This is a genomic window from Methylobacterium carpenticola (assembly GCF_042748905.1).
GTDB lineage: Bacteria > Pseudomonadota > Alphaproteobacteria > Rhizobiales > Beijerinckiaceae > Methylobacterium > Methylobacterium carpenticola.
The window spans coordinates 4218477-4231328 of record NZ_JBHZEO010000001.1; the positions used below are offsets into that span (position 1 = coordinate 4218477).

At 71.3% G+C, this 12852-nt stretch carries 10 protein-coding genes; all 10 read right to left on the bottom strand.

Annotated elements, in window-relative coordinates:
* Positions 1-278: 278 nt before the first annotated feature.
* A complete protein-coding gene (locus ACE101_RS19755) occupies positions 279-1037 on the bottom strand; it encodes an SDR family oxidoreductase (RefSeq protein ID WP_379133024.1) in 759 nt (252 codons plus the stop codon).
* 554 nt (positions 1038-1591) lie between these two features.
* Positions 1592-2161 carry a TetR/AcrR family transcriptional regulator gene (locus tag ACE101_RS19760; RefSeq protein ID WP_379133027.1) on the bottom strand — a complete coding sequence of 190 codons (570 nt, stop codon included), beginning with the start codon at positions 2159-2161 and terminating at the stop codon, positions 1592-1594.
* 42 nt (positions 2162-2203) lie between these two features.
* A complete protein-coding gene (locus ACE101_RS19765; protein ID WP_379133029.1) occupies positions 2204-5311 on the bottom strand; it encodes an efflux RND transporter permease subunit in 3108 nt (1035 codons plus the stop codon).
* Entirely contained in the window at positions 5308-6396 is a 1089-nt protein-coding gene (locus tag ACE101_RS19770; protein WP_379133031.1) for an efflux RND transporter periplasmic adaptor subunit, read from the bottom strand. The genes ACE101_RS19765 and ACE101_RS19770 overlap by 4 nt, the downstream gene beginning before the upstream one ends.
* Before the next feature lie 192 nt (positions 6397-6588).
* Positions 6589-6888 carry an EthD domain-containing protein gene (locus tag ACE101_RS19775; RefSeq protein ID WP_379138805.1) on the bottom strand — a complete coding sequence of 100 codons (300 nt, stop codon included), beginning with the start codon at positions 6886-6888 and terminating at the stop codon, positions 6589-6591.
* A 39-nt stretch (positions 6889-6927) separates the two neighbouring features.
* Positions 6928-7722 carry a VOC family protein gene (locus ACE101_RS19780; RefSeq protein ID WP_379133034.1) on the bottom strand — a complete coding sequence of 265 codons (795 nt, stop codon included), beginning with the start codon at positions 7720-7722 and terminating at the stop codon, positions 6928-6930.
* Positions 7723-7773: 51 nt separating this feature from the next.
* Positions 7774-9396 carry an ABC transporter ATP-binding protein gene (locus tag ACE101_RS19785; RefSeq protein WP_379133037.1) on the bottom strand — a complete coding sequence of 541 codons (1623 nt, stop codon included), beginning with the start codon at positions 9394-9396 and terminating at the stop codon, positions 7774-7776.
* Complete coding sequence (locus ACE101_RS19790) at positions 9393-10229, bottom strand: ABC transporter permease (RefSeq protein WP_379133040.1); 837 nt, start codon at positions 10227-10229, stop codon at positions 9393-9395. The genes ACE101_RS19785 and ACE101_RS19790 overlap by 4 nt, the downstream gene beginning before the upstream one ends.
* On the bottom strand, positions 10226-11209 hold the full coding sequence (locus ACE101_RS19795) for an ABC transporter permease (protein WP_379133043.1): 984 nt from the start codon (positions 11207-11209) through the stop codon (positions 10226-10228). The genes ACE101_RS19790 and ACE101_RS19795 overlap by 4 nt, the downstream gene beginning before the upstream one ends.
* Positions 11210-11234: 25 nt before the next feature.
* Positions 11235-12827, bottom strand: coding sequence for an ABC transporter substrate-binding protein (locus ACE101_RS19800; protein ID WP_379133046.1), 1593 nt, complete (start codon positions 12825-12827; stop codon positions 11235-11237).
* Positions 12828-12852: the final 25 nt, after the last annotated feature.

The window sequence follows — 12852 nt, forward strand, 5'->3', positions numbered from 1 at the left end:
AACGTCCGGAGAACCGTCGCAAACGGACGTTCCAGACCTGGGTCGCGTGGGGCCGCTTGGGATCACGTGCTCCCGTTCCGCCGTAGTACTGTCACGCTCTGCGGTCCGGCGGGCGTAACTCCTCGAGGGACAGCGGAGGGGACCCGAGCGGTCGGCTGCGGCTGGCAAGGGATTGGCGCCGCGTCCGCAGCGGACGGCAACGCGCGACGTCCAGACCTTCGGCCGCCCCGCCGAGATGGCCGACAGGAGGCCAGGTCCGGTGGTCGGCGCCAAGCCCGTCAGAGCCTGACGCCCTCCAGATAGCCGCGGTTCCAGGTCGGACTGATCAGGATCTCGTTGACGCACACGGACGGGGGCAGCCGGGCCACGAACAGGATCGTCTCCGCGAGGTCGTCTGCCTGCAGCATGCGCGCCTTGTCTTCCGCCGTGACCGGCACGGGACGCTTGTCGATGATGGGCGTCGCGACCTCGCCGGGACAGATGCAGCAGGACCGGATGCCATGGCCGCATTCCTCCTGGTTCAAGCTTTCCGAGAGCGCGACGAGACCGTGCTTGGCGGCCGAGTAGGCCGGGCCCGTCAGTTTGGACACGTAGCGTCCGGCCCAGGATGACACTTGAATGATCAGCCCGTCCCGCTGGGCCCGCATGGCGGGCAGAACGAGGCGTGAGGCATAGAAGGGCCCGTTGAGATCGACTCCGATGACCGTGTCGATGCCGGCCGGGTCGATCTCGCTCCAACCCCGCTTCGGAACGTTCAGGCCAGCGGAATTCACCAGGATGTCGCAGCGACCATAGTGGGACCGAACGGTCTCCCAGGCGCGCTCGACCTCGTCGGCCCGGCCCATATCGGCAGGCGCGATGAGCGCCTCACCCCCGGCCTCCCGGACGAGATCGGCCGTCGCCTCGAGTGTCTCCTGGCTGCGCCCCGACAATGCGAGCCGCACCCCGGCCTTCGCAAGCGCCACCGCGGCTGCCCGGCCGATACCGGAGCCCGCCCCCGTGACCCAGGCGACCTGCCCTTCGATGTTTCGCAGCATGCTCGGTCTCTCCGATGATCTCGCGGTGATCCCTTCGTACGGCTATCAGAATGCTCATTGGCAGAGTTGCTCTTGAGCCATGTGATAGATTGGCTGTTCTTTTTGACCTTGGCTGATGAACGGTCAATACCGAGTGTCCGGAAGGCGATCGTCGCCGGACATTGCAGGCATTGCCCGCGAGGGACCACCCCTGCGCGCCCGGAGCCGCTGCCCGGAAGGGGTGATACGGTTTCCGGAAGATCACTTTCGGAAACCGTATCACGAGCCCGCGCGGCGCCTGAGCGAGGCCGGTTTCCGCATCGCGAAGCGATCATCCGGAAACCGTATGAGCCCCTGCTCCCGGACAGACGCTCCCGGTGCGCTCCCCGCCCACGATCAGGAAGAGGGGAGGCATCTGTCCGACACCGCCTCATGGATATGCCGCGGCCTTGAGCGAGCGGCAGGACGCACGGATTCCGGGCGAACGGGCGGCCTCCAGCATCGGCCTTCGGCCGAGCTCGATCGCTTTTGAGAAGCCTGGCGCCGGGTGGCTGACCGTCGATCCGAGCTGATCCTCAACCCGCGTTGCCGCCGGACTTGGACGGGACGGAGACGGCCGATCTCGCCGCCTCCACGAGTTCGTCCCTCAGCTCGCGGTCGTTGACGGCGCGCGCCAGGATGATGGCTCCCACCATGGTCGACATGGTCGCGAGGGCCTTCCGCCGCCGCCGCTCGGCCAGGCCCGCCGGCAACGCGCCCGCGATGCGCTCCGCCATGCGCCGCACGCCGCGCGTGAAATGGCGGCGCACCACGCTCCCCTGTTCCTCGCGGGTGATGTCGTTGGCCAGCGCCGCGATGGGACACCCCTCGCCAGGGGCGCCGACGTGCCGCTCGTCGAGGTACATCGAGACGAACGCCTCCAACCCGTCGTAGTCGTTCTGCTGCAGGGCCCAGTCGAACGCCTCCGCGACCAGCGCGTCCTTGCTCTCGAACTGATTGTAGAAGCCGCCATGCGTCAGGCCGGCTGCCTTCATGATGTCGGCGACCCCGGCCTCGCGCAGCCCGCGCTCGCGCACCATCTTGGCCGCCGCCTCGACGACCCTCTGGCGATTGAGCCTCGCCTGGTCCTGGGAAACTCTCGGCATGGGCCGCTCCTCGCCATCGCCGCGTGCGGCGCGCCTGCCGTCCTAGGGATGAGCCGCACCGGCCAAAACCCCGTCGACCCCCTGGGCGGCGATCGCCACCGGCGGGCGCCTCACGCGGAACCAGAGGGCGTAGAGCGCCGGCAGGAACAGCAGGGTGAGCAGGGTGCCCACCCCGACGCCGCCGATGAGGACGTAGGCCAGGGCGCCCCAGAACACCGAGTGCGTCAGCGGGATGAAGGCCAGCATCGCCGCCGCCGCGGTCAGGATGACCGGCCGGGCGCGCCGCACGGTCGATTCGACGATGGCGTCGTAGTCCGAGAGGCCCGCATCCCGGTCGTGGTGGATCTGGTCGACGAGGATCAGGGTGTTTCGCATCAGGATGCCCGACAGCCCGATCAGGCCGAGGATCGCGTTGAAGCCGAAGGGCTGATGGAAGACCAGCAGGGTCGGCACGGCGCCCACGAGCCCCAGCGGGGCGGTCGCGAACACCATGAACATGGTCGAGAACGACCGCACCTGCAGCATGATCACGGTGAGCGTCACGATCAGCATCAGCGGGAAGATCGAGACCAGCGCCGTCATCGCCTTGGCGCTCTCCTCCACGGCGCCGGCCGTGTCGATGCGGTAGCCCGGCGGCAGCTTCGCCTTGAGGGCTTCGAGCTGCGGCAGGATCTGCATCGTGACGTCCGGCGGCTGCTTGCCGTCGAGCACGTCGCCCTGGACCCGGATGTAGCTCTCCCGATTGTACCGCTTGAGCACCGCGTCCTCGGTTCGGCTCTCCAGACGGGCGACCTGGGAGACCGGCACCTGCCGCCCGTCCTTGGTCGCCAGCGTCATGTCGGCGATCTCGCCGAGCGAGCGCCGCTCGGGCCCCGGACTGCGCAGCAGGACGTCGACCGTGCGCAGGTTCTCGCGCACCTGGGTGGCCGGCGTGCCGTTGAGCAGGCTCTGGAGCTGCAGGCCGGCCTCCTTCGGGGTGAGGCCGATCAGGCGCAGCCGCTCCTGGTCGAGGGCGAGGTGCAGGCTTGGGGTCCTGTTGCCCCAGTCGAGGTGGACGAGGCGCATGTTCGGGTTCGCGAGCATGACGTCGCGCACCTGCCCGGCGATGCCGCGAATGACGTCGATGTCCGGCCCGACGACCCGGAAGGCGACCGGGAAGCGGATCGGCGGTCCGAACACGATCTGCAGGACGCGCACCCGGGCTTCGGGAAAGCGGCCCTCGTCCACGAGCCTGCGCAGCTTGACCCGGAGCACGTCGCGGGCGGCGCTGCCGTCAGTCTGGACCACGATCTGCGCGAAGGCGGGGTCGGGCAGTTCGGGATCGAAGGAGAGGACGAAGCGAGGCATGCCCTGGCCGACGTAGCTGGTGATGGCCCGCGCCTCGGGCTGCTCGCGCACGGCCGCCTCGACCTTCCGGACGGTCGCCTCCGTGGCGGCGAAGGCCGAGCCGATCGGCAGCGTCACCTCGACGATGAGCTCGGCGCGCTCGGAGTTCGGGAAGAACTGCTGTTCCAGCTTGCCCATCCCGACCACCGCGAGGGCGAACAGCCCGACCGTGATCCCGGCGGCGAGCCACTTGTGGTTCACCGACAGACGCACGAGCCGACGCAGGCGCCGGTAGTTCGGCGTGGCGTAGATCGCGTCGTGGCCGCCGGCCTTCTTCTTGATGTCGGGCAGGAGCTTGACGCCGAGATAGGGCGTGAAGGTGACCGCCACGACCCAGGACACGATCAGCGAGAAGCCCACGACCCAGAAGATGTTGCCCGCGTACTCGCCGGCCGAGGAGCGTGCGAAGCCGATCGGCAGGAAGCCCGCAATGGTGACGAGGGTGCCGGTGAGCATCGGGGCGGCGGTCGCGCTCCAGGCGTAGGTCGCGGCCGCGATCCGGTCCGCGCCCTCCTCCATGCGCACCACCATCATCTCGATCGCGATGATCGCGTCGTCGACGAGCAGCCCGAGCGACAGGATCAGGGCGCCGAGCGTGATGCGGTCGAAGTCGCGCCCGGTCAGCATCATCACGACGAAGACGGCCGAGAGGGTGAGCGGCACCGCGAGCGCCACCACGATGCCGACCCGGAAGCCGAGCGTCAGGAGGCTGACCACGATGACGACCGAGAGGGCGGTGAAGAACTTCACCATGAATTCATGGATGGCGTCGTCGATGACCTTCGCCTGATCGGTGATCTTGGCAAAGGTGATGCCGGTGGGGAGTTCCCGGTGGATCGCCGCCTCCTCGGCGTTGAGCGTCTCGCCGAGGTTGAGCCCGTTATAGCCGGGCTTCATCACGAGGCCCAGCATCAGGGCCGGCTCGCCGTCGTTGCGGATCGCGAAGGTCTTGGGGTCCTCGTAGCCGCGCTTCACCTCCGCGATGTCGCCGAGCTTGAGGCTGCGCTCGCCCGCCGCGACCGGCAGGTCGCGCAGGACGTCGAGGCTGTCGATGGCGCCGTCGAGGCGCAAGTAGACGCGGGGGCCCGCGGTCTCGACGAAGCCGGCCGGGGTCACGTCGTTCTGGTTGGCGAGCGCCGTCAGGAGCTGCTGGCCGGTGATGCCGAGGGTCGCGAGGCGCTGGTAGGAGACCTCGACGAAGATCTTCTGGGCCTGCTCGCCGAGGATGTTGATCTTCTCGACGCCGGCCACCCGCAGCAGGCGCTGGCGCAGGTCCTCGGCGCGCAGCACGAGTTCCCGGTGCGGCAGGCCGCGGGCCTGGAGCGCATAGAGGGCGAAGTAGACGTCCGAGAACTCGTCGTTGAACAGCGGGCCCATCACCCCGCGGGGCAGGGTCGAGGCCTGATCGGAGAGCTTCTTGCGCGCCTGGTAGAACTCCTCCTGCAGCCGCGCCGGCGGCATCTGATCCTTCAGGTAGACCTTCATCAGCATCAGGCCGGGCCGGACCGTCGTCTCGACGCGGTCGTAGTAGGCCAGCTCCTGAAGGCGCTTCTCCAGCGGGTCGGCCACCTGGCGCTGGATCTCGCCCGTGGTGGCGCCGGGCCAGGCGGCCGCGACGGTCATCGTCTTCACCGTGAAGGTCGGGTCCTCGGCGCGCCCGAGCTTCTCGAAGGCGAAGAGGCCGGCCGCCGCCACGGCGACGAGGAGGTAGAGCGTGACCGCCCGCTCGCGGACCGCGAGCGCAGAGAGGTTGAAGCCGGTCATCGGACGATCCCCGTCAGGCTGAGAGGAGCGACACGGACCTTCTGGCCCGCCTTGAGCAGGTGCGCGCCGAGCGACACGATCCGGTCGCCCGCACCCAGGCCGGAGATCACGTCGGCGCTCTCCTCGCCCATGCGCGCGACGGTGACCGGCTGGGCGGAGACGGTGTCGGTGTCCCCGTCGAGGCGCCACACGGCCGAGCCGTGCCCGTCGTCGAACAGGGCACCCAGCGGCACCGCGACCGAGCCGGCGCGCCGGGAATCGGTCAGCTTGAGCTGGAGCGTGACGGTCGCCCCGAGGGGGGCGGCCTCGCCGCCGCCGGAGAGGATGTAGCGGGCGCGGTAGGTGCGGGTGGCGGGGTCCGCCATGGCGGAGAGCTCGCGCAGCCGCGCCGGATAGGTCACGCCCTCCGCGTCGGCGTAGAGCGTCGCCTGGGCCTCGGACCGGGCGGTGCGCTCGCTGCCCTCGGGCAGGAAAACCTCGGCCTCGCGGGCGCCGTCCCGGGCGAGGCGCACGACGGTCTGCCCGGCGGCGACGACCTGTCCGGGCTCCGCCGGCACGTCCATCACGACGCCGTCGGCATCGGCCTGCAATTCGGAGTAGCCGGCTTGGTTCTCGATCTGGCCCGCCTGCGCCTCGGCCGCGGCGAGTTGGGCGGCGGCCGCGTCGGCGGCGGCCTTGTTCTGGTCGTAGGTCTGGCGGGAGGTCCAACCCTCGCCGACGAGCTTGCGGCTGCGCTCCTCGTCGGCGCGCGTCTTGAGCATCTGCGCGCGGGCAGCCTCGACCGCGGCCTTGGCGGAGTTCAAGGCGAGGGCGAAGTCGGTCCTGTCGAGCCGCATGAGCGGCTGGCCGCGCTTCACCCGGTCGCCCGGGTCGACGAGGCGCTCGAAGATCTTGCCAGCGACGCGGAAGCCGAGGTTGCTCTCGGTGCGGGCCCGGATCACGCCGGTGTAGCGGGCGAGGCCGCCGTCGCCGGCGCGAACCTGGACGGTCTGGACGAGCGGCGGTGCCGGGGGCGCCGCCGTCTCGGCAGGGGAGCAGGCCGCCACGGCCAGGGGTGCAAGCACCAGGATCACCTTCGCATCCATCGCCCGTCTCCGTGGTCGGCGCGCTTTAATATGATGGTCATCATCTATTTGGCCGGACGCGGCCGGTCAACGCCTCCGTCCGCCGGCTGTGCGGTGGCGCACGTGCGGGGGCGCGCTCCCCCGGGGCGACGCCCCGGCGGGGCCTTGCCGGTCCCCGGCGGTCGGACACCGAAGGACCGGGCAGGCGGCAGCTCAGCGCCGGTCGTCGACCTCTTCGGTCGAGACCATCACGACCGTCTTCGAGCGGTCGAGGAAGTTCTCGTCGTCCTTGGCGACGATGGCGGCCGAGCCTCCCGAACCCGTCACCGAGAGCGCTGCCTCGATGCTGTCGAACCAGGCTTCCGCGATCCGGCGCCAGGATGCCGGACGGACAGGCGCGCGGAGCCGGTCGGGAACAGCTTCTCCCGCAAGGTCCCGTCGCGATAGGCGGCCTTGAAGGCGACGCGGGACTGCGGGTCGGGGACGAGACGGTCGACCACCGCGCCGAGCGATTCCGGCATCACCGTGCGGACGAGGGTGAAGCCGTCCAGATCATGCGCCCCGGGCGATCGACAGCCGGGCGCCGTGTGTCAGCGCCGGATCGAGGGCGCCGCTCCCCGCGGGGCCGCGGAAGATCGCGGCGAACGGCCCCTCGCCGCGGGACGCCAGCGCCGCGGCCAAATCGCCCTCCGCCGAGGCCGGGCTCGCCAGGGTGACGGTCGTGCCCCCGCCGAGCGTCAGCGTCGCCGTCCTGGCGCGCGTGCCGGCCACGACCTCCTCGCGGATCGCCGCCGCGGCGCCCGCGCCGAGCAGCGCCGCGTAGCGCGCCCGCGCGGCCTCGACGTCCCGCACCGCCACGGTGACGGAGGCGACGCCCGTGACCCCATTCGGATGGTGCCGCACCGCGCCCTCCTGCACCCGCAGCGCCCGGGGCGTGACGTCGCCGCACAGGAACGGGACGTCGGATCCCGGCGAGCGCGCCGTCTTCCAGTCGAGCCGGGCCCCGTCCGGGCGGTGGCGGCCGCCCGCCACCGGGTCGGCGATGTCGAGGCCGCGTCCCTGCGCGGCGGCCACGACGGCGTCGATGTCGTCGGGCAGGAGCGCGTGGTCGAGGAAGCCCTCGCCCGCCCGGTGAAAGACCTCGGACCAGCGGTTTCCCGGATCGGGGCGCCGGAAGGCGATGAGTTCGAGGTAGGCGCCGTCCTGAAGCACCACCAGCACGTTGTGGGTGATGCCGTTCTGGTGCTCGCCGCCGCGGATGACCGTGAATCCCAGCGCCGCGTAGTCGGCGAAGGCCCGGTCGAGGTCGGCGACCGCGATCACGAGGTGGTCGAGGGAGAGCGTCATGGGGTGATCCTCTCTGGCGGTCCGGACCGCGTCCGGGCGGTCGCGACCGCATCAGGCAGCCGGGACCGTCGCCGGGCCGGCCGGGTTCCAGCCTCGCCCCGGGACGGCGGCGAGGAGCGCGCGGGTGTAGGGGTGCTGTGGGGCCGCGAAGACGGCGGCGGTGTCTCCCGTCTCGACCACGGCCCCGTCCTTCATCACGGCGATGCGGTCGCAGATCCGGGCGGCGACGCGCAGGTCGTGGGTGATGAACAGCATCGAGAGACCGAGACGCGCCCGCAGGTCGTCGAGCAGGGCGAGCACCTGCGCCTGCACCGAGACGTCGAGGGCCGAGACCGGCTCGTCGGCGATCAGCAGTTCGGGCTCGACGGCGAGCGCGCGGGCGAGCCCGATGCGCTGGCGCTGTCCCCCCGAGAATTCGTGCGGGAGGCGGTCGACCGCGGCCGGGTCGAGGCCGACGAGGGTGAACAGCGCGCGCGCCCGGTCGAGCGCCGCGGCGCGCGGCAGACCGCGCAGGCGGGGTCCCTGCGCCACGAGCTCGCCGGCCGTGCGGCGCGGGTTGAGCGAGGCGAAGGGGTCCTGGAACACCATCTGCACGCGGTGGGCCTCGCGCCGCATCGCCCGGCGCGATAGGCCGGCGAGGTCGGTGTACCCGAGCCGGATCTCCCCGGCATCGGGGTCGAGCAACCGCACGATGCAGCGGGCGAGCGTCGACTTGCCCGAGCCGCTCTCGCCGACGAGGCCCAGCGTCGTGCCGCGGGGCAGGTCGAGCCCGACCGCGCGCAGGGCCGCGGTCGCGCGGCCGCGGCCGAGCCAGCCGCCCCGGTAGGTCTTCGAGACGCCACGCAGGCGCAGCGCGGGCGGCCCATCGGCGGCGTGGCGGCCCGGGCGCGGGGTGAGCGCGGGCACCGCAGCGATCAGCGCCCGGGTGTAGGCATGGTGCGGGCGGTTCAACACCGCCTCGGCCGGGCCGGTCTCGACGAGTCGCCCGCCCCGCATCACTGCGACCCGGTCGGCGATCTGCGCGACGACGCCGAAATCGTGGGTGATGAACAGGACGCCCATGCCGCGCCGCCGCTGGATGGCGCGGATCAGCTCCAGGATCCGCCCCTGCGTGGTCACGTCGAGGGCGGTGGTCGGCTCGTCGGCGATCAGAAGCGCCGGCTCCAGGGCGAGGGCCATGGCGATCATCACACGCTGGCGCTGCCCGCCCGACAACTCGTGCGGGTAGGCGGCCAGCACCCGGTCGGGATCGGACAGGCGCACCTCGTCGAGGAGCGCGCGGGTGCGGGCGCGGATCTCCGCACCAGAAAGGCGCGCGTGGACGCGGAACACCTCGGCGATCTGGTCGCCCGCGCGGCGCAGGGGGTTGAGCGCCGTCATCGGCTCCTGGAACACCATGGCGACCGCGGCCCCCCGGATCCGGCGCATGTCGGCCTCCGGTATCGCCAGCAGGTCGCGGCCGCCGAACAGCACGCGCCCGCCCTCCGCCGCCACGCCGGGCGGCAGCAGGCGCATCACCGCGGCGGCGAGCATCGACTTGCCTGAGCCGCTCTCGCCGACCACGCAGAGGATCTCGCCCGGCGCTACGGAGAGAGAGACGCCGTCGAGCGCGCGACTGCGGTCGGCCCCGGCGGGCAGCCGCACCGAGAGGGCCTCGACGCTGAGCAGCGTCACGGCCGCACCCGCCGCAGGCGCGGGTTGAGGGCGTCGTTGAGGCCCTGGCCGACCAGGGAAACGCCCAGCACCGTGAGCAGGATCGCGACGCCCGGAAGCGCCGACACGTACCATTGTGTGCGCAGCACCCCGCGTCCCGCCCCGATCAGGTTGCCCCAGGAGGCGACGTTCGGGTCCGACAGGTTGAGGAAGGCGAGGGCGCTCTCCAACAGGATCGCCACCGCCATCACGACGCTGGCGTAGACGATCACCGGCGGCAGGGCGTTTGGCAGGATCTCGCGCAGGATGATCCGGGCGTCGCCCATGCCGAGCCCTCGGCAGGCCTGCACGAAGTCGCGCCCGCGCAGGGACAGCACCTCGGCCCGGGTGAGCCGGGCCACCGACGGCCAGGAGACGAGACCGATCGCTACCGTGACGGTGGTGATCCGCGAGCCGAACACGGCCACCAGCACCAGGAGCAGCAGAAAGCTCGGCAGAGTCTGAAACGCCTCGGTGACGCGCATCAGCCCCTCGTCGACGAGACCGCCGTAATAGCCTGCCACCGCCCCGACCGCGATGCCGATCGCCACCGCGATCAGTGTCGCCGCCCCGCCGATCAGCAGGGAGATCCGGGCGCCATGGAAGATCTGGGCGGCGATGTCGCGTCCGCTCGGATCGGTGCCGAGCCACAGCTTCGGGTTGGCGAAGGGCCATTGCAGCGGGCGCCCGGCGAGGCCGAGCGGATCCTTCGGGAACAGGAATGGCGCGACGAGGGCCGCCGCGATCACGGCGATGAGCAGGACGAGGCCCAGCGCGGCGGCCGGGTTGCGCAGGTAGGCCCGCAGCAGCGTCATGCGCGGCTTCCCGCGGAGATGCGCGGATCGAGCCAGCCGTAGACGAGGTCGACCGCGAAGTTGACCGCCACGACGAGCAGTGCCGAGACGAAGACGATGCCGAGCAGCGTGTTGAGGTCGCGCTGAACGACGGATTCGTAGGCGAGGCGGCCGAGGCCGGGCAGCGCGAAGACGCTCTCGACCACCACGGATCCGCCCAGCATGGTACCGGCCTGCAGGCCGACCAGGGTCACCATCGGCAGGAGCGCGTTGCGCAGGGCGTGGCGGATCACGATGCCGGTCTCGCCGAGGCCCTTGGCGCGGGCGGTGCGCACGAAGTCGAGGCCCATCACCTCCAGCATCGCGGCGCGCATGATGCGCAGGTAGGTGGCGAGGAACACCAGCGCGAGGGTGAGCGCGGGCAGGACCAGGTGGCGCGCGACGTCGAGAGCGCGGCTGAGGCCGGCGAGTCCGCTCCCCACCTCCTCGAAGCCGCCCGCCGGCAGCCAGCCGAGCCGGATCGAGAACAGCACGATCCCCATCAGCCCGAACCAGAACGAGGGCGTGGCGTAGAAGACGAGCCCGAGCGTCGAGATCAGCGTGTCGGGCCAGCGGTCGAGTCGGCGCGCCGCCACGATCCCGAGTGCGACGCCGCCGGCAAACGAGAGCGTCAGCGCGCTGCCCATCAGCAACAGGGTCACGGGCAGCCGCTCGGCGATGACGGTCGCCACCGGCTTGCCGTAGATCGCCGACTCACCGAGGTCGAGGTGGACGAGGCGCCAGAGGTAGCGCCCGAGCTGCGCCGCCGCCGTGAGGTCGAGCCCGTAATGGCGCCGCAGCTGAGCCGCGGTCGCAGGGTCGCCGCCGCCCATCTGGGCCATCAGCGCGTCGACGGTGTCCCCGGGCGCCAGCTGCAGCAGCAGGAACAGGCCCGCCAGGATCATGAGCAGGGTCGGCACGCTCGCGGCGAGCCGGCGCAGGGCGAGGAGCAGCAGGGTCATCGGACCGTTCCGCCGAGTCCGGAGGTCACGCGTCGATCCAGGTGTCGTGCCAGTCCTGCGAGCCCCAGCGGGGCGTGTTGTGGTCGTCGTGCAGGCGCCGACTCGTCGCCGACAGGAAGCTGCGTTCGGTCAGCATCCAGACCGGGATCTCGTCGTTCACCGCCTTCACCCAGGCGGCGTAGAGGGCCTTGCGCTTGGCCGGGTCGAGTTCGGTCGCGGCCGCGTCGACCAGCCGGTCGACCTCGTCCGACTGCCAGCCGTACTGGTTGGTCCAGGGCGCGCCCTTCGGTGAGCCCGAACGGTACCAGACGGTGGTCGAGACGGCGGGGTCGCCCCGGTACTGGTGCCAGCCGGTGGCGAGGTCGAAGTTCCAGTCGCGGTAGACGGTGGCGAGCGCGCCCGCGATGTCGAGCGTGACGATCTCGACCCGGATGCCGACCGCCTGCAGCGACTGCTGGATGAAGGTGGCCAACAGCGGCACGTCCTCGCCGTTCATGATCGGCACGAGCTTCAGGGAGAATCGGGTGCCGCCCGCGCCGCGCCGGAACCCGGCCTCGTCGAGGAGCGCCTCGGAGCGCTTCGGGTCGAACGCGTAGGGCGGCGGGTTGTCCAGGTAGAAGGCGGTCGAGGAGGACGGGATCGGGCCGGTCGCAGGCTTGCCGAGCCCGTACAGGAAGTTCTCGATGAAGAACGGCACGTCGATGGCGTGGGCGATCGCCCGGCGCACCCGCACGTCGGCGAGTTCCTTGCGGCGGGTGTTGAATTCCAGCGTGTTGTTGAAGGCGTTGGCCTCCAGCCCGCGGCTCGACACGGTGAAGCGGGGATCCGTCTTCAGCCGGTCGAGGTCGGCGAGCGCCAGCGCATTGTAGGGCGCGAGCTGCACCTCGCCCGTCTCGAGCGCCGCCGCGGCAGCCGCCTTGTCGAGGATGAAGCGCCAGACGACACGGTCGAGAAAGGGAAAGCCGGCGCGCCAGTAATCCGGGTTGCGCTCCGCGATGATGTACTGTCCGCGCTCGTAGCGCACGAAGCGGAACGGCCCGGTGCCGATCGGCGCGGTGTTGGCCGGGTTGTCGAGGAGGCTGGTGCCTTCGAAGACGTGACGCGGGGCCACGTAGCCGAGGTCGCACAGGGCCCGAAGCAGCAGGTCGAGGGGCATCGGGCGGGCGTATCGGAACACGGCGGTGTGGGGATCGGGCGTGTCCACCGCCTCCAGGTAGAGCTGGAGCTGCGTGCCGTAATTGAGGTGCTTCTTCCACATCTCCAGGGCGGTGAACTGCACGTCCGCGGCCGTGAAGGGCTTGCCGTCGTGCCAGCGCACCCCCTCGCGCAGCCGGAACGTCACGCTGCGCCCGTCCGGGGCGGCCTGCCAGCCCGTCGCCAGCACCGGCGCGGGCCGGCCCTCCCGATCGAGGTCGACCAGCGGCTCGACGATCTTCGAGGTGACCACGTAGACGCCCGTCGAGGCGCGCAGTGCCGGGTTGAGAACGCGCTGCTCGCCGCTGAGCTGCACGGTGAGCACGCCGCCGCGGCGCGGCGCGGCCGCGCGCGCCGCGGGAATAGCGGCACCGAGCACGGCGGCACCGGCGGCGGAGAGGACGTCACGACGGGTCGGGGGCATTCGTCTTGAGCCTGACGGTTGGGGT